This is a genomic window from Mycolicibacterium boenickei, assembly GCF_010731295.1.
Classification (GTDB): Bacteria; Actinomycetota; Actinomycetes; order Mycobacteriales; family Mycobacteriaceae; genus Mycobacterium; species Mycobacterium boenickei.
Genome location: NZ_AP022579.1, coordinates 6,245,636 through 6,262,812, shown reverse-complemented (window position 1 = coordinate 6,262,812; position 17,177 = coordinate 6,245,636). Strand labels below are relative to the sequence as shown.

General features: G+C 68.7%; 16 protein-coding genes. 13 read left to right on the top strand and 3 right to left on the bottom strand.

All coding sequences use genetic code 11. The features are described 5' to 3' along the window. Nucleotides 1-94: 94 nt before the first annotated feature. From G6N57_RS29995 to G6N57_RS29955, 9 genes are all read left to right on the top strand, one after another. Nucleotides 95-1,507, top strand: a complete 1,413-nt coding sequence (locus tag G6N57_RS29995; protein ID WP_077743942.1) for an NAD(P)H-hydrate dehydratase — start codon at nt 95-97, stop codon at nt 1,505-1,507. A 15-nt stretch (nt 1,508-1,522) separates the two neighbouring features. After that, entirely contained in the window at nt 1,523-2,914 is a 1,392-nt protein-coding gene (locus tag G6N57_RS29990) for a glutamate decarboxylase (protein ID WP_077743941.1), read from the top strand. A gap of 69 nt (nt 2,915-2,983) precedes the next feature. Beyond that, complete coding sequence (alr, locus tag G6N57_RS29985; RefSeq protein WP_077743940.1) at nt 2,984-4,153, top strand: alanine racemase; 1,170 nt, start codon at nt 2,984-2,986, stop codon at nt 4,151-4,153. Next, nucleotides 4,150-5,238, top strand: coding sequence for an alpha/beta fold hydrolase (locus tag G6N57_RS29980; RefSeq protein WP_036440832.1), 1,089 nt, complete (start codon nt 4,150-4,152; stop codon nt 5,236-5,238). The genes alr and G6N57_RS29980 overlap by 4 nt, the downstream gene beginning before the upstream one ends. After that, the gene (gene tsaE, locus G6N57_RS29975) at nt 5,231-5,698 is read left to right on the top strand and encodes a tRNA (adenosine(37)-N6)-threonylcarbamoyltransferase complex ATPase subunit type 1 TsaE (RefSeq protein WP_077743939.1); all 468 of its coding nucleotides are present in this window, start codon (nt 5,231-5,233) and stop codon (nt 5,696-5,698) included. The genes G6N57_RS29980 and tsaE overlap by 8 nt, the downstream gene beginning before the upstream one ends. Further along, nucleotides 5,695-6,348 carry a tRNA (adenosine(37)-N6)-threonylcarbamoyltransferase complex dimerization subunit type 1 TsaB gene (gene tsaB, locus G6N57_RS29970; RefSeq protein ID WP_077743975.1) on the top strand — a complete coding sequence of 218 codons (654 nt, stop codon included), beginning with the start codon at nt 5,695-5,697 and terminating at the stop codon, nt 6,346-6,348. The genes tsaE and tsaB overlap by 4 nt, the downstream gene beginning before the upstream one ends. Beyond that, nucleotides 6,345-6,806, top strand: a complete 462-nt coding sequence (gene rimI / locus G6N57_RS29965; protein WP_077743938.1) for a ribosomal protein S18-alanine N-acetyltransferase — start codon at nt 6,345-6,347, stop codon at nt 6,804-6,806. Before tsaB ends, rimI begins: the two co-directional genes overlap by 4 nt. Continuing rightward, the gene (tsaD, locus tag G6N57_RS29960) at nt 6,803-7,837 is read left to right on the top strand and encodes a tRNA (adenosine(37)-N6)-threonylcarbamoyltransferase complex transferase subunit TsaD (RefSeq protein WP_077743937.1); all 1,035 of its coding nucleotides are present in this window, start codon (nt 6,803-6,805) and stop codon (nt 7,835-7,837) included. The genes rimI and tsaD overlap by 4 nt, the downstream gene beginning before the upstream one ends. After that, nucleotides 7,834-8,271 (top strand): nuclear transport factor 2 family protein, encoded by a 438-nt coding sequence (locus G6N57_RS29955; protein ID WP_077743936.1) that lies wholly within the window; start codon nt 7,834-7,836, stop codon nt 8,269-8,271. The genes tsaD and G6N57_RS29955 overlap by 4 nt, the downstream gene beginning before the upstream one ends. Here the strand turns inward: G6N57_RS29955 and G6N57_RS29950 are convergent, their stop codons facing one another. Both G6N57_RS29950 and G6N57_RS29945 read right to left on the bottom strand, forming a co-directional pair. Then, complete coding sequence (locus G6N57_RS29950; RefSeq protein ID WP_077743935.1) at nt 8,272-9,306, bottom strand: PucR family transcriptional regulator; 1,035 nt, start codon at nt 9,304-9,306, stop codon at nt 8,272-8,274. A gap of 112 nt (nt 9,307-9,418) precedes the next feature. Then, nucleotides 9,419-10,861 carry an APC family permease gene (locus G6N57_RS29945; protein ID WP_077743934.1) on the bottom strand — a complete coding sequence of 481 codons (1,443 nt, stop codon included), beginning with the start codon at nt 10,859-10,861 and terminating at the stop codon, nt 9,419-9,421. Nucleotides 10,862-11,106: 245 nt separating this feature from the next. On the opposite strand from G6N57_RS29945, the gene G6N57_RS29940 reads away from it, so the two are divergent. From G6N57_RS29940 to G6N57_RS29930, 3 genes are read left to right on the top strand one after another with little or no spacing between them, the layout of a single operon-like run. Beyond that, on the top strand, nt 11,107-13,380 hold the full coding sequence (locus G6N57_RS29940; RefSeq protein WP_077743933.1) for a propanediol/glycerol family dehydratase large subunit: 2,274 nt from the start codon (nt 11,107-11,109) through the stop codon (nt 13,378-13,380). Then, nucleotides 13,377-13,736, top strand: coding sequence for a diol dehydratase small subunit (locus tag G6N57_RS29935; protein ID WP_077743932.1), 360 nt, complete (start codon nt 13,377-13,379; stop codon nt 13,734-13,736). Before G6N57_RS29940 ends, G6N57_RS29935 begins: the two co-directional genes overlap by 4 nt. Further along, nucleotides 13,733-15,400: a diol dehydratase reactivase ATPase-like domain-containing protein gene (locus tag G6N57_RS29930; protein ID WP_077743931.1), complete on the top strand. Its 1,668-nt coding sequence runs from the start codon at nt 13,733-13,735 to the stop codon at nt 15,398-15,400. Before G6N57_RS29935 ends, G6N57_RS29930 begins: the two co-directional genes overlap by 4 nt. On the opposite strand, the gene G6N57_RS29925 is transcribed toward G6N57_RS29930, so the two are convergent. After that, nucleotides 15,335-16,627 (bottom strand): HNH endonuclease signature motif containing protein, encoded by a 1,293-nt coding sequence (locus G6N57_RS29925; RefSeq protein ID WP_077743930.1) that lies wholly within the window; start codon nt 16,625-16,627, stop codon nt 15,335-15,337. The genes G6N57_RS29930 and G6N57_RS29925 overlap by 66 nt on opposite strands. A 247-nt stretch (nt 16,628-16,874) precedes the next feature. Between G6N57_RS29925 and groES the strand changes: the two genes are divergently transcribed. Continuing rightward, complete coding sequence (groES, locus tag G6N57_RS29920; protein ID WP_036390082.1) at nt 16,875-17,177, top strand: co-chaperone GroES; 303 nt, start codon at nt 16,875-16,877, stop codon at nt 17,175-17,177.

The following is a 17,177-nucleotide window of genomic DNA, read 5'->3' as shown; positions in this document are numbered from 1 at the left end:
CTGGTCGGCGCAAACTCCTGACTGTCCCGAGCAAACACACGTAACCTGTTGGCGCGCGGCAAAGTCGACGACACATCGAGCGGAGCGGGAGCTGATGCGGTACTACTACTCGGCCGATGAGATCCGTGCGGCCGAGGCGCCACTGCTGGCATCGCTGCCCGACGGTGTGCTGATGGGCCGCGCCGCCTATGGACTGGCGACGGCGATCGCCACCGAACTGAAGATGCGGACCGGTGGTGTCGCGGGCCGGCGGATCTGTGCGGTGGTGGGTTCCGGCGACAACGGGGGCGACGCGCTGTGGGCGGCGACGTTCCTGCGTCGTCGCGGTGCGGCTGCCGACGCCGTCCTGCTCAATCCGGAGAAAACTCACGCCAAGGGCCTGGCCGCATTCCGGCGGGCCGGTGGTCGCGTGGTGTCCGGTATCGCTGCGGCAACCGATTTGGTGATCGACGGGGTCGTCGGCATCTCGGGGCGCGGGCCGCTGCGCCCCAATGCCGCGGCGGTCTTCGAGGCCAACGCCGCGCCGGTGGTCGCGGTCGACATCCCCAGCGGCCTCGATGTGCAGACCGGGGCCGCCGACGGCCCACATGTGCGTGCCGCCCTGACGGTGACGTTCGGCGGCCTCAAACCGGTACACGCCCTGGGGGAGTGCGGTCGTGTCGAACTCGTCGACATCGGGCTGGACCTGGCACCCACCGATCTGGCGGGGCTCGAGGTGGCCGACGTCCGGGCCCGCTGGCCGATCCCCGGTCCGCACGACGACAAGTACACCCAGGGCGTGACAGGTGTGGTGTCCGGTTCGGCAACCTATCCCGGTGCGGCCGTGTTGAGCACCGGCGCCGCGGTGGCCGCCACGTCCGGAATGGTCCGCTATGCGGGAAGTGCTGGACCGCAGGTACTTTCGCACTGGCCCGAGGTGATCGCCGCGCCCAGCCCGCAGGAGGCGGGCCGGGTCCAGGCCTGGGTGGTCGGGCCCGGACTGGGCACCGATGACACGGCGAAGGCCGCGCTGCGTTTCGCGCTCGATTCCGATCTGCCGGTGATCGTCGACGCGGACGCGCTGACGCTGCTGGCCGCCGATCCCGGGTTGCTCGCCGGCCGCAGGGCGCCGACTGTGCTGACGCCGCATGCCGGCGAATTCCAGCGCCTGGCCGGTGATCCGCCCGGCGCCGATCGCGTCGCTGCCGCCCGCGACCTGGCCGACCGGCTCGGGGCCACCGTGCTGCTCAAGGGCAACGTCACGGTCATCGCCGAACCCGGTGCCACGACGTATCTCAACCCGGCCGGCCAATCCTGGGCCGCCACAGCCGGATCCGGTGATGTGCTGTCCGGGATCATCGGTGCTCTGCTGGCCGCCGGACTGCCCTCCGGTGAGGCCGCCGCGGCGGCAGCATTCGTTCATGCCCGCGCCGCCAACCTGTCGGCAGCCGATCCCGGTCCCAACCCGGCGCCGACGTCGGCGTCGCGCATCCTCGCCCATGTCCGCGGCGCGATCGCCGCGCTGTAGCAGAAAAGGATCTCCATGCCGCACAAGCACCCTCGTACCCAGCACATCTCGCCGGCCTATACCGGCAGGCTGGCGATGGCCCCGGTTCCGTCCCTGCGCCTGCCCGATGAGGCGATGGAACCCGGTGCGGCGTACCGCTTCATCCACGACGAGCTGATGCTCGACGGCAGCTCACGGCTGAACCTGGCGACGTTCGTCACCACGTGGATGGACCCCGAGGCCGAGAAGCTGATGGCCGAGACGTTCGACAAGAACATGATCGACAAGGACGAGTACCCGGCCACCGCCGCGATCGAAGCGCGCTGCGTGAGCATGGTCGCCGACCTGTTCCACGCCGAGAACCTGAGCGACGAGGACTCGTCGGCCGCGTGCGGAGTCTCCACGATCGGCTCCAGCGAGGCCGTGATGCTGGGCGGCCTGGCCATGAAATGGCGCTGGCGCGAGAAGGTGGGGTCAGGAAAGGACGGCTGGAATGTCAGAAGACCCAACCTGGTGATGGGCGCCAACGTCCAGGTGGTGTGGGAGAAGTTCTGTCGCTACTTCGACGTCGAACCGCGCTATCTGCCCATGGAGAAGGGCCGCTACGTGATCACCCCCGAGCAGGTGCTCGACGCCGTCGACGAGGACACCATCGGCGTTGTCGCGATCCTTGGCACCACCTACACCGGGGAACTGGAGCCGATCGCGGAGATCTGCGCGGCGCTGGACCAGCTCGCACAAACCAAGGGTCTGGACATCCCGGTCCACGTCGACGCCGCCAGCGGTGGGTTCGTCGTCCCGTTCCTGCACCCCGACCTGGAATGGGATTTCCGGTTGCCGCGCGTGGTGTCGATCAACGTCAGCGGCCACAAGTACGGGCTGACCTACCCGGGCATCGGCTTCGTGGTGTGGCGCAGCAAGGAGTACCTGCCCGAGGATCTGGTGTTCCGGGTCAATTACCTCGGCGGCGACATGCCGACATTCACCCTGAACTTCTCGCGGCCCGGCAACCAGGTGGTGGGCCAGTACTACAACTTCCTGCGGCTCGGCCGGGCCGGATATACCCAGGTGATGCAGTGCCTGTCACAGACCGCGCGCTGGCTGGGCGACGAGCTACGCGACAGCGAGCACTTCGACTTGATCACCGACGGCTCGGCCATCCCCGTGGTCAGCTTCCAGCTCAAGGGCAAGCCCGGATACACCGAGTTCGACATATCCGAGGGACTGCGTGCCTTCGGCTGGCAGGTGCCGGCCTACACCATGCCCGAGGGCGCCACCGACGTCGTGGTGCTGCGGGTCGTCGTGCGGGAGGGATTCTCCGCGGATCTGGCCCGGGCGCTCAAGGAGGACATGATCACGGTGCTCGGGCGCCTCGACAAGCTCAAGCCGAGCGGAGCATTCAACGATCTACAGCCGTTTGCGCACTAGAAAGGCCCTACCGGTCCGCTGATCAGCCTGGATACGTACCTCTGGGACAATGGTCGGCGGTGATATGACATGCAGACGACCGAACTCGAGACATCGCTGACGCCGCACGCATCGCCGCAGGCGGTGGTGGACCTCGGCGCGATCGACCACAACGTCCGCCTGCTGCGTGAGCATGCCGGCGACGCCCGGGTGATGGCTGTGGTCAAAGCCGACGGTTACGGGCATGGTGCCGTCGAGGTCGGCCGGGCCGCGCTGGCCGCCGGGGCCGCCGAACTCGGTGTGGTGACGATCGCCGAGGCGCTGGCCCTGCGCGCCGGCGGAATCACCGCTCCCGTGCTGTGCTGGCTGCACCCACCGGGCACCGACTTCGTCCCCGCTCTCGAGGCCGACGTGCAGGTTGCGGTGTCCTCGGTGCGTCAAGTCGGCGACGTGGTGGCAGCAGTGCGTCGGACCGGCCGCACCGCGACCGTCACGGTCAAGGTGGACACCGGGTTGAGCCGCAACGGTGTCAGCCCGGCCGATTTCCCCGACGTGATCACTGCGTTGAGCCGCGCCCAGGCCGAAGGGGCGATCCAGCCGCGCGGCATCATGAGCCACCTGGTGCACGGCGACGAGCCGGACAACCCGTTCAACGACCTGCAGGGCAAGCGCCTCACCGCGATGCGCGAGCAGGCCGCGGCCCAAGGTGTGGTGTTCGAGCTCGCTCACCTGTCCAACTCGCCCGCGGCGATGACCCGTCCGGACCTCGCGTTCGACATGGTGCGGCCCGGGATCGCGGTCTACGGGCTGAGCCCGATCCCGGAGCGCGGCGATATGGGGTTGATCCCCGCCATGACATTGAAATGCCCGGTGGCGCTGGTGCGTTCGGTGCATGCCGGTGACGGGGTGTCCTACGGCCACCGGTGGATCGCCGACCGGGACACCACGCTGGCCCTGCTCCCGGTGGGCTACGCCGACGGCATCTTCCGATCGTTGAGCGGCAAGATCGAGGTGGAGATCAACGGCAGGCGCTGCCCGGCCGTCGGGCGGATCTGCATGGACCAGTTCGTCGTCGACCTCGGTCCGCACACCACCGACGTCGCCGAAGGCGATGACGCGATCCTGTTCGGTCCCGGAACCCAGGGCGAACAGACCGCCCAGGATTGGGCCGAACTGCTGGGCACCATCAACTATGAGGTGGTGACCAGCCCGCGCGGCCGGATCGCCCGCACGTATCTGCAGGCAGGTCGCGGGCGTTGAGTCGCAATGCTCAGTGGCTCGCGGGCGCGGCCGGGGTGACCGCTGTCGGCACCGTGGCCGGCCGGTCCGTGGCGCGGTCGCTGACCCGCCGCAGGGCAGGCGAGGATCCGTACCTCGGCGAGGACTTCGAACGCCTCGACGCCGACCGAAGCTCCGTGGTGACGACCGATGACGGGGTGCCGCTCGCGGTGCGCGAGGTCGGCCCCAACGACGCCCCGCTGACGGTGGTGTTTGCCCACGGTTTCTGTTTGCGTATGGGCGCCTTCTACTTTCAGCGCACCCGGCTGGCCGAGCAGTGGGGTCCGCAGGTGCGGATGGTGTTCTACGACCAGCGCGGCCACGGTCAGTCCGGCACCGCATCACCCGACACCTACACCGTCGAACAACTCGGCCGTGATCTGGAATCGGTTCTGGCCGTGACGGTTCCGCGTGGACCCGCAGTGCTCGTCGGGCATTCCATGGGCGGCATGACGGTGCTCTCGCATGCGCGGCAGTTCCCGCACCGATATCCGAAACAGATCGTCGGCGCCGCGGTGATCTCCTCGGCGGTCGAAGGCGTGGCCCGCTCGCCGCTGGGGGAGATCCTGCGAAACCCGGCGCTGGAGGCGGTGCGGTTCGTGGCTCGCTATGCCCCCGGCGCGGTACACCACACGCGCGGTGCGGCCCGATCGGTGATCGGCCCGGTGCTGCGGGCGGCGTCCTACGGCGATGAGGCGATCAGCCCGAGCGTGGTCGAGTTCTCCCAGCGGATGATGCACGGCACCTCGATCACCACGCTCGTCGAGTTCCTGCATGCCCTCGAGGTGCACGACGAGGCCGGGGCGCTGCGGGTGCTGGCGAAAGTGCCGACTCTGATCGCCTGTGGTGACCGGGATCTGCTCACCCCAATGGAATACTCAAAGGCCATGGCCGCACAGCTACCCCGCTCCGAACTGGTGATCGTCGGAGGAGCGGGTCATCTGGTCCAGCTTGAGGAGCCCGTGGTGATCGACGACGCACTGGTCCGTCTGGTGGAGCGGGCCACCCCCTCCAAACTGGTCACCCTGAGCCGTCGGGTCCGCGACCGGGTCCGGTTCCGTGGCTGAGCGCAGCGCCGGCACAGCCGAACTGGCCACCACCGAGGACACCATCGCCCTGGGGGCGATGCTGGGCGCCGGGCTCAAGGCCGGTGACGTGGTGGTGTTGTCGGGGCCACTGGGTGCGGGCAAGACCGTGATGGCCAAGGGCATCGCCCAGGCCATGGATGTGGACGGGCCGGTGGTCTCGCCGACGTTCGTGCTGGCCCGGGTGCACCGCCCCCGACAGTCCGGCCGCCCCGCGATGGTCCATGTGGACATGTACCGATTGCTCGATCACCCCGGCGTCGACCTGCTGGGGGAACTCGACGCGCTCGATCTCGACACCGATCTCGACGATGCCGTGGTGGTGGTCGAGTGGGGCGAGGGTCTGGCCGAACGTCTTTCCGATCATCACCTGGACATCCGGATCGAGCGCGACACCGAAACCGAGACGCGCACGGTGATCTGGCAGTGGAGCACCCCATGAATGTGTTGACCATCGACACCGCGACCCCGGCGGTCAGCGCCGGCGTGGTCCGTCGTGACGAGGACGGCGCGGTGCACACCCTCGCCGAGCGGGTGACCGTCGACGCCCGGGCGCACGCCGAACAGCTCACGCCGAACGTGCTCGGCGCGGTCTCCGACGCCGGGATCACGGTGGCCGATCTCGACGCGGTGGTCGTCGGGTGCGGACCGGGCCCGTTCACCGGGCTGCGGGTGGGGATGGCCAGTGCCGCGGCGTTCGCTCATGCGCTGGGCGTTCCCGTGCACGGGGTGTGCAGCCTGGACGGCATCGGAATCCACACCGATGGCGACGTATTGGTGGTCACCGACGCGCGTCGCCGCGAGGTGTACTGGGCGCATTACCGCGACGGGGTCCGGGTGGACGGTCCGTCGGTCAACGCCCCCGGCGATGTGGCGGCGGTGCTGGCGAGTTCGGTCGCCGCGGTGGCAGGTTCGCCCGAGCACGCCGCGCTGTTCACCCTGCCCCGGCTCGACGTGGTGCACCCGACGCCCGCGGGCCTGGTGCGTGCGGTCGCCGATTGGGATGACCCGCAACCGCTGGTGCCGTTGTACCTGCGCCGACCCGACGCCAAACCCGCCGTGCCCAAATCTCCTGCGGCGGTTCGGAAATGACCGTGTTCGACGCGCTGACCCGGGCCGATGCCACGCGGTGCGCCGAGCTGGAAGCCAAGCTGTTCGCCGGGGACGACCCGTGGCCGGCCCGGGCGTTCCTCGCCGAGCTCGACGCCAAGCACAACCGCTACATCGCCGCGCGCAGCGACGGAGTGCTTGTCGGTTATGCCGGAATCTCGCGGCTGGGCCGAATGCGCCCGTACGAGTACGAGATCCACACCATCGGCGTCGACCCCGACTTCCAGGGGCAGGGGATCGGGCGCCGGCTGCTCGACGACCTGCTCGACTACGCCTCGGGTGGAACGGTTTTCCTGGAAGTCCGCACCGACAACGAACCGGCCATCGCGCTGTACGAGAGCGCCGGATTCGTCAACATCGGCCTGCGCAAGCGGTATTACCGCGCCAGCGGGGCCGACGCGTACACCATGCAACGCCTTCCCCAAGGGGGCCCGACGTGATCATTCTGGCCATCGAAAGCTCTTGTGACGAAACGGGAGTCGGCATCGCCGACCTCGCCATTGACGACGGTGGCGGGGCGACCGTTTCTCTTTTGGCCGACGAAGTCGCCTCCAGCGTCGACGAGCACGCCCGCTACGGCGGCGTCGTCCCCGAGATCGCCTCCCGCGCGCACCTGGAAGCCCTGGGGCCGACCATGCGCCGGGCCCTCGACGCCGCAGGCATCGAGCGGCCCGACGTCGTCGCCGCGACCATCGGACCCGGGCTCGCCGGGGCACTGCTGGTCGGGGTGGCCGCCGCCAAGGCGTACGCCGCCGGCTGGAACGTCCCGTTCTACGGGGTCAACCACCTGGGCGGACACCTGGCCGCCGACGTCTACGACCACGGGCCGCTGCCCGAGAGCGTGGGCCTGCTGGTCTCGGGCGGGCACACCCACCTGTTGCACGTGCGGTCGCTGGGTGAGCCCATCATCGAGCTGGGCAGCACCGTCGACGACGCCGCCGGGGAGGCCTACGACAAGGTGGCCCGACTGCTCGGGCTGGGTTACCCGGGCGGACGGGTGCTCGACGAGCTGGCCCGCACCGGTGACCGCGACGCGATCGTCTTCCCGCGCGGCATGACCGGGCCCAGGGACGACCCGTACGTGTTCAGCTTCTCCGGCCTCAAAACCGCGGTGGCTCGCTATGTGGAGGCCCACCCGGAGGCTTCGCAGGCCGACGTGGCGGCCGGTTTCCAGGAGGCCGTCGCCGATGTGCTGACCGCCAAGGCTGTGCGCGCCGCCACCGATCTCGGGGTGTCCACCCTGCTGATCGCGGGCGGGGTGGCGGCCAATTCCCGGCTTCGGGAACTCGCCGAGGAACGCTGCGCGGCAGCGGGTCTGACGCTACGAGTGCCGCGGCCCCGGCTGTGCACCGACAACGGCGCCATGATCGCCTCGTTCGCCGCGCATCTGATCGCGGCAGGCGCGGAGCCGTCGCCGCTGGATGCGGCCAGCGATCCGGGGCTGCCGGTGGTGAAGGGCCAGGTTGCGTGAGCGTCGACAAGCTCGAAGTCACCGAGCTGCTGTACCGCTACGCCGAGCTGATCGACGCCGGCGACTTCGACGGCGTCGGGGAGCTGCTCGGCCGTGGTGAGTTCATGGGGGTGGCGGGTGCGCCGGCCATCGCCAAGCTGTTCGCGTCGACGACGCGCCGGTTCCCCGAGCACGGCAACACTCCACGGACCCGGCATCTGGTGCTCAACCCGATCGTCGACATCGACGGGGAGCGCGCCACCGCCCGCTCGACGTTCTGCGTCGTGCAGAAGACCGACACCGTGGCACTCCAGCCCATCGTCGTCGGGCGCTACGCCGACGTCTTCGCCCGTGACGAAAACGGTTGGTACTTCACCGAGCGCAAGGTCGACGTGGAGATGGTCGGGGACGTGTCGGACCACCTGATGATCGACCCGCGGCAGTACGAAAGCTAGTCAGCGCGCTTCGTTGATCTGGTGGACCCGCACGCTGACCTCCAGTTGGAAACGGTCGGCGGGGTTCTTCAGCGACAGCCCGGTGAGTTCCTCGATCAGTTTGATCCGGTACAGCAGGGAGTGCCGGTTCAGGAACAGCGCCCGCGCCGCCGCGCTGGTGTTCGTGGCCTCGTCCAGCAGGATCTCCAAGGTGTGCACGAGTTGTCCCCGCCGGGTCCGGTCGTAGTCCACGAGCGGCTGCAGCGTCTGCAGGATGGTCGCCATGCTGCGCGGGTGCTGCCGCAGCACCTCGGCGAACTGCATCGGACCGGCCGGGCCCTCGGGCAGCGACGGCGATACCGGTGCGGCAACGGTGACCGCATGGCCGTTGGCGGGCGCCAGCAACGCCCAGATCACGAGATCATCGGGAAGCATGCTGAGTCGCTGTGCGGAATCGACCAAGCCGGACACCGTCGATTCCGTTGGAGCCGAAGAGAAATGGCTCATCACCAGGTCGTCGGTGACCGACGACGTTACCGTCAGGCCGGCGGCGAGAGCCAGCTCGTGCAGTGCTTTGGCGAACCCGTCGGCGGTGTCGCTCCACCGCGGGTCGTCGCGCACCCGGCGCCCGATGACCATCTGCACCCGGGTGTCCGGTGGCGTCGGGCTGACCAGCGGCAGCAGCGTCTTCTGGACGTCGGCGAAGGCAATCTCCCAGGGCAGCAAGACAAATGGGCACGCATGCTGGTCGGCGAGGGGGACCATCAGCTCGAGGAGATCGTGCGCGTCCACGTCCGGGGGTGGGCTGAGGATGATGCCGGCGGCCGGTGAGGCCACCAGGGAGACGAGGAATTCGCGCACACCGGGTTGACGGAGGTCGGCGCCGGTGGTCAACACCAGGTCACCCGGCCGGACGAAGTCCTCGGCGGGTGCGTGGATGATGTCTACCCAGCGGACCTCGCGGGCCAGCCCGCGGTGCCCCGCGACCACTGACCCCTGGTCCAGAGGTGGAATCGTCAAGACCGCCGCCACGCTCAGCGACGAGTCCTCGGACATGCCGCTTCCCTTCTGATCAACTGCTCGGCGGTGCGTAGAAGCCGACGGTATCAGCGACCAGTGACGGCAGTGGCCACCTGCCCGGCAGGTGGCCACCGACGCCGGGGGTTGTTCAGCCGACCGACGACATCGAGGCCAGTTCCTCGGTGGACCGTCGGCTCAGCAGCATGCCCACGGCGAAGAACACCAGCGGCAACAACCCGAAGATCACCGCCAGGGTGGGCGTGCCGCCGACCACCAGGGTCAGGTTGGACACCACCAGCACCAAGGCCCCGGCCAGGGCGAGCGTCGCGAACGAGGCCAGCACCACCTTGCCGGTCGAGTTGCCGCGCCGGACGAAGAAGATCACCACCGAGATCGTGGTCAGCAGCCACAGCAGCGCGAGGGCCAGGATGCCGAGGCCACCGCCCGGTCCGAAGATCTGCAACACCGGGTCCAGCTGCAGCGCGGCGCAGATGCCCATGACCACGAACGAGGCCACGGTGATGACCAGCGAGGCGTTCGACGGGGAGCCGTGACGCTCGTGCACCTTGCCGATCTTCGTCGAGAACACACCGCTCTGGCCGAGCACGAACGCGTACCGCGACGCGATGTTGTGGAACGCGAGGGCACATGCGAAGACACTGACCGCCCACAGGACGGTGTTCAGATCACGCCCGACCATGCCGAGGTACTTGCCCGCGGTGTTCACCATGAAGTTGTCGGGGTCGTCGGTGGCCAGCTGGATGGCGTCGTGCCCGCCGTTGCCCTCGACGAGGGCCCAGCTGGTGAACGCGTAGAACACGGCGACGATGCCCACCGCCCAGTAAGTGGCACGCGGCACCGTGCGATCGGGATCCTTGGCCTCGTCCCGGAAGACCGCGGTCGCCTCGACGCCGACGAATCCCCACAAGGCGTACAGCAGCGCGATGCCGAAGCCGCCGGCGATGCCCTGCGGCGTGAACGAGTCGCCGGTGAGGCCGTGCTCGCCGCCGCGCACCACGATGACCAGATCGACCACCATGAGGATCGCGACCTCGGACACCAGGAAGACACCGAGAACCTTGGCGCTGAGGTCGATGTCGCGGTATCCGAGCCACGCGACCGCCGCCAGCACCAGCCCGGTCAGCAGCCACCAGGGGAGATCAGGCCCACCGAACCGGGTGATCAGCTCGTTGAGGATGACGCCGTCGTAGGCGGCGACGGCGATCAACGTGGCCATGTAGGCGGGGAGCGCGAGCACGGCCGCACCGGTGCCGGCCGCCCGGCCCAGCGACTCCCGGATGTAGGCGTAGAAGGCGCCGGCGTCGGTGACGTACTTCGACATCGCGACGAAGCTGGCCGCGAACAGTCCGAAGATGACACCCGCGACGATGAAGGCGACCGGGATACCGGTCGTATTGCCCAACGCCATCGCGATCGGCACATTGCCGCCGATGGTCGAGAGCGGCGCCGAGGCAGCCACCACCATCAGCACGATGGCGGGCACGCCGAGGTGCCCGCGCAATTTGGCCGGACTGCCGGCAGACGATGTGTCAGGTGCAGGCTGGTGGCCCGCGTTGACAACCTCGGTCATGGGTTGATTCCTCCTAACTGCCGGTCGCAGGTGGCGGCCGGGTGAAGTCCGGGGCAAGTTTGCGAGAACCACGGGCCGCTCCGCCAGCGCAGTCGGTCACTTTCCAACACCTTGTTGTAAGGCAGCTCACATCGGCCGCGCCGGCGTCACACATTGTGTTGGAAGGTGCCGTGCGGGCGTTGTTTCCGCCGCGGCATTCAGTCGATGCTTGGCCGGTCACGCGACAGAGAGGTACGACGACCGCCATGAACCCGGACAGCAGCGAAACCGAGCAGGATTACCGGCTGGGGCGCATCCGACTGCTGGATGAGCAGCGCGTCAACCTGGACGGATTCGCTCAGGCCGACCCAGAGCTGGGCATGATCTCGCACCTGTCGCCGCACGATCCGGAACCTTCCTGGAAGGTGGCCGCCGACGGCACCGTGCTGGAGATGGATTCGAAGGCGGCCGCCGATTTCGACACGATCGACGAGTTCATCGTCCGCTACGCCGTCGACCCGGCAGAGGCGCCGCAGTCGATGGCGATGAGCGAGGTCGACCTGGCCCGGATGATCGTCGACTCCGCGGTGCCGCGTGAGGAGGTGCTGCGCGTCTGCGGCGGATTGACCCCGGCCAAGATGGCTCGGGTCGTGGCGATGCTGCAGCCCGTCGAGATCCAGATGGCGATGATGAAGATGCGGGCCCGCCGCACCCCCGCGAACCAGGCCCACGTCACCAACCGCCTCGACGATCCCCTGCTCATCGCGGCCGACGCCGCAACCGCCGTCGTTTACGGGTTCCGGGAACTGGAAGCCACCGTGCCGGTGCTCGACGACGCCCCGGCCGTCGCGGTCGGCCTGCTGATCGGTTCCCAGGTGCCCGCGCCGGGAGCGCTGACGCAGTGCTCGGTCGAGGAGGCCCGCGAGCTCGAACTCGGGGTGCGCGGACTGGTGTCCTACGCCGAGACGGTGTCGGTGTACGGCACCGAGCAGGTTTTCACCGACGGTGACGACACCCCGTGGTCGAAGGCGTTTCTCACCTCGTCCTACGCCTCCCGCGGTATCAAGATGCGGCTGTCCAGCGGTGCGGGCTCAGAGGTGCTGATGGGCCAGGCCGAGCGCAAGTCGATGAACTACCTGGAGTCCCGCTGCGTCGCCCTGGCCAAAGGTATTGGTGCACAGGGTGTTCAGAACGGTGGTATCGACGGAGCCTCGATCACCGCGTCGGTTCCGGGCGGTGTCCGCGAACTCATCGCCGAGAACCTGATGGTGATGCTGCGCGGGCTCGAATCCTGCAGCGGCAACGACTCGCTGGTGTCCGAATCGACCATGCGCCGAACCAGTCGGACGCTACCGGTGTTGTTGTCGGGGTCGGATTTCATCTTCTCCGGATTCGGGTCGGTGGTGGCCTACGACAACATGTTCGGGCCGTCCAACTTCAACGCCGCCGACCTTGACGACTACCTGGTGATGCAGCGCGACTGGGGCGTCGACGGCGGGTTGCGGTCGGTGGACCCGACCACGCTGGAAGCCATGCGCCGTCAGGCCGCCGAAGCCACCCGGGCGGTTTTCGAATATCTGGGGCTCGCCGATTTCGACGACCAACATGTGGAAGCCGTTGTCGGGGCTGAGGGTTCCAAGGATCTGCCCGACACCGACGGGGTGAAGATACTCAGCGCCGCCCGGATGATCGAGCAGTCGGGCCTCACGGTGCTCGACATCGTCGCCGCCCTCGCCGAGACCGGTTTCACCGATATCGCCGAGCGCGTCCTCGGCATGGCCAAGGCCCGCGTCACCGGCGACTACCTACAGACGGCGGCGATCTTCGACGAGCAGATGAACGTGTTGTCGGCCCTGCAGGATCCGAACGACTACCGCGGGCCCGGCACCGGATACCGGCCGACGGCGGAGCGTCAGGCCCAGATCGACGCGGTGCGGCAGGCCCGGTCGGTGACCGATCTGGTCAAGGAGCAGGCGACCTTCGCCGATCCGGATCGGCTGGTCGTGCGGGGCCCCGCGGGCGTGGGTGACGATCCCCGCGAGGTCGTCATCGGGGTGTCTCCCGCGTTCGGGGTCAAGCTGTTTCGCACCCTGTCGGGCATGGTCGTCTACGACGCGTTGGAACAGATCCTGGCCGGGTTGGAGGAAGAGCAGTGCGTACCGCGCCTGGTGCGGATCGCCGACTCCGTGGACCTGGGGGTGATCGGCAAATCCGCGGCCCGGCTGTCCGGGTCCGGGATCGGCATCGGATTGCAGGCCAAGGGCACCACCCTGATCCACCGCCGCGACCTTCCGCCGCTGGCCAACCTCGAATTGCTCAGTGTCGCACCGCTGATCACGCCGGAGATGTACCGCCTGATCGGCATCAACGCCGGCAGGCACGCCAAGGGCGCGACACCCGCCCCGATGCGCAACGCGTACACCGACGAGGCGATCACCGCCCGGTACCACACCAGGGTGGTGTCGATGGTCGCCATCGAGCGGTCCGAAAGCGATCGCGAAGACCGCGGCGTGAACATGGAATTGGAGCTCAAGCGATGACGATCACCGCCCACTCGGGCCGCAGCCTCGATGAGGTGACGGTCGAGGCAGCCCGCAACGGTGACCTTGTTCTCGACGACATCCGGGTGAGCCGGGAAACCCTGCTGGCACAAGCGGATACCGCGCAGCGTTCCGGCTCGGTGCAGTTGGCGATGAACCTGCGGCGGGCCGCGGAGATGACCGCTCTCAGCTCGGAGGAGATGCTCGCCGCCTACGAGGCGCTGCGTCCCCGCCGGTCGAGCTTTGCCGAACTCGAGGAACTGGCACAGCGCCTCGCGGACCGGGACGCGCCGACCTGTGCGGCACTCGTCCGGGAGGCGGCGACGGCGTACCAGCGGCGCGGCCTGCTGCGGTGACCGTCTGGGCCGGTGTCGACATCGGCAACTCCACCACCGAGGTGGTGCTCTGCCGGATGGCCGACGAACTCGCGGTGCTGGCCAGTGCCCGCACTCCGACCCGTGGTGGCAAGGGTTCGTCCCGGGCGGTGCAGGGTGCCGCACAGTTGGTGCGGCGCCTGGCCGAGGCGCATGGGCTGGTGCTCGACCGGGCCGCGTTCGCCCCGACTCCGCCCGTGCACTCGACCGTCGAACAGATCCAACTGGAGACCCGGCGGACGGGCAGGCTGACGATCGTCACCCGGTCAGCGGCCACCACCGCCGGGGACGCGGTGGGTGTGGGCCGGCCGGTTCCGGTCGAGTGCCTCGGCGGTGTCGAGCCCGGGCGCCCGGTCGTCGTCTGCGCGACGGCCCAGTGGGGCTACCAGGAGGTGGCGGCGCGAGTGAATGCCGCTGTCGCCCAAGGGTGCAACGTCACCGCGGTGCTGACAGCCAACGATGAGGCCGTGCTGGTGTCGAATCGGCTGTGCGTGGCACTGCCCGTAGTCGATGACGTCGACGTCACGACGTTGTCGGCGTCAGCCCGCGTCGCGGTCGAAGTGCGCCAGGGCATCGCGCCGCTGCAACGGCTCACCGACCCGTTCTGGCTTGCCGATGTGTTCGGCCTGAGTGATGCCGAGCGGGCGGACGCGCGGGTGATCGCCGACCAGCTCTTCGACAGTGCCTGCGCGGTGGTCTGCCTCGGTGATGCCGAACCGGCGGTTCCGGAGCCCGTCGTCCGGCCGGCGGGGGACGGCGGCTACGTGGTTCATCTCGCCGATATCGCGGCGCAGGCGAATTCGCGTCGGGGGTCGGTCGCCGTGGACAGCCTGGTGATGGCGACCCTGGGCGGGGCGCAGGAACCGCCGGCAGGAGCCGACGAGCTGGCCCGGGCATTGGGGATACCGGTGACGAGTGTCGATTCGGAGGCTGCGGCGGCCCGCGTCGGCGCCCTCACCACACCCGGGATCACCCCTGATGTCGTCGTGGTGGATGTCGGCGGCGGCACCGTCGACGTCGTGTCCGACGGATCCCGCAGCGTGCTGCCGGGCGCGGGACAGCTGCTGACGGCGGCGACGGCCGCCGCGCTGGAGATCTCCCGAAGTGCGGCCGAATACGCCAAACGTGCCGAGGCGGTCACGGCGGTCACGGTCCAGCTCATCGAGGACGAACATGGCCGGCGGCAGTTCTTGGACACCCCGGTCAGCGGCCGGTGCAGCGGATGGCTGTTGACCGCGGCTCCCAGTGGCTGGTTGCCGTTCACGTCGCGGCTGTCGGGGGCCGAGTGGCGCAGTTGGCGCCTGGCGGCCAAACGGCAGGTCATCGGCGGCAATGTGATGCGGGGCATCGAGCGGGCGGCGCCCGGAGTGACCGGGGTGCTGCTCGTCGGAGGCGGCGCAGGCGACGACGAACTGGTCCGTGCCGTCACCGAACAACTCGGCCATGACGTGAGCGTCGGACGCGGAAACGTGGCTGGTCAGCTGGGGCATCGTTTCGCGGTGGCCTACGGGCTGGTGGCCATGGCGGCGCGGATGCCGGGCGGCCAGCCGTGCGATGAAGGGCTGGACCGGGACGACCGGTCAGGCGGTGGCGCGAAGGTGTACGACGTGGATGTCGCTGGAGAACACCCGAGCGCCCGTAGGTAGCGGTGGGGCGGTACTTCGATATGTGCGCCCGGTGGGCGTCGTGATCTCGGTGGTGTGGCGGCCGTACCGGTCGTAGGTGGTCGCGGTGTGCCACCCTGGGCTTTCTTTTGCGTAGTTGCAGCGTTCGCACAGCCCTTGGCCGTTGCCTGCGCTGGTCGGACCGCCGTCGGCGTGGCGGGTGATGTGATCGACGTGGCGAACCGGTGCGTCGCAGTAAGGGGTTCGGCAGCGCTGGTCACGCAGGGCGATCAGCCAGCGCAGTCCCTTGGGAAATGCCCGGGCGGCGGACTCCATCGCGACCAGGTTGCCGGTGGCCGGATCGGCGTAGAGCTTGCGCACCGCGGCTTCGACCTGGGGGTCCAGCAGTGCCGCCAAAGCCATCTGCCGGGCCACGGCCGCTGGAATGGGGCCGTATCCCTGCAGCACTGCCGGGTCGGGGCCGTCGGCCAACAAGCTCTCATCGGAGACCACCAGATTGAGCGCGACCGGGACCGCCGCCCCGACCTCCCGCCCGGTGACGCGCCGGTAGAAGGCGTCGGCCCTCAACGGGCCCCGTCCCTCGCATCCCTCTCCGGCGGCGATCGAGGCGGCCGCGGCCGCGGCGGCCTCCGCTTGCAACGCCTCATAGGCCGTGACGCCTTCGGCTGCGGTCAGCAGCGCCGTCACGTACGCCATGCCGTGCGGAGCGGGACGCAGCGTGACGGTGCGATCGCACTGATGGCGGCTGATGCGCTCCATCACCGCGTCGCGATCGAGCCGAAACGCCACCCGCCCTGCCTCGGCCTCAACCTTCCTGTCTCCCTGACCATCCAGCACGTCAGGGTCGGCACACAGTTCGGCATCCATCACGTGTCGGTCTGCTGGTGACAGGCAGGCGGCCTGGTCCGCGATGATCATTGCCCGGTTTTCGGTCAGCACGCCGGACTGCAGCGCCGCGAGCGTATAGGGCATGTCGTCGACCAGGATCCTGGACATCTTCAGATACTTGGCCCCGTGCCAAGGGGAGGACTTGCGGGCCAGCCCCACCTCGGATGCCAGCCCTTGGGCGCGTCTGGCGGCAGGCACACCCTCAGCGGCCCTACGTGCGAGGCGCTTGGCTTCCAGCATCGTCGTCACTCTTGCCTGGGCCGCGGCAATGCCGGCGGTCGCGCGGGTCATCGCAGCTAGTTGATCGACCAACGCTGCTTCTGTGGCGTCGGGGTCGATGTTCCAACTAACTTCGAACATATGTTCGACTATAGCACTGACTCGAACTTTTGGCAGGATTTCAGGCCTTCGCTGGGTTCGCGTGCGGCGCACAACCCACCCTTGAGTGCTAGCACTCGCATGTATAGAGTGCTAGGTGGCACGCGGCCAACCCCCCAGCGCCGGCACCCGCGACGACGGAGCGAGGGGCACGGGCGCATGCCGAACACCTGGTAACCGGCATCTGGGGATCCCCCCGGATCCACACCCAAACAAGTGGAGGGCTTCCATCGTGGCAGTCAACATCAAGCCACTCGAGGACAAGATCCTCGTTCAGGCCAACGCGGCCGAGACCACGACCGCTTCCGGTCTGGTCATCCCCGACACCGCCAAGGAAAAGCCGCAGGAAGGCACCGTCGTCGCAGTTGGCCCCGGCCGCTGGGATGAGGACGGCGAGAAGCGGATCCCCCTGGACGTTGCCGAGGGCGACACCGTCATCTACAGCAAGTACGGCGGCACCGAGATCAAGTACAACGGCGAGGAGTACCTGATCCTGTCGGCCCGCGACGTGCTGGCTGTCGTCGCCAAGTAA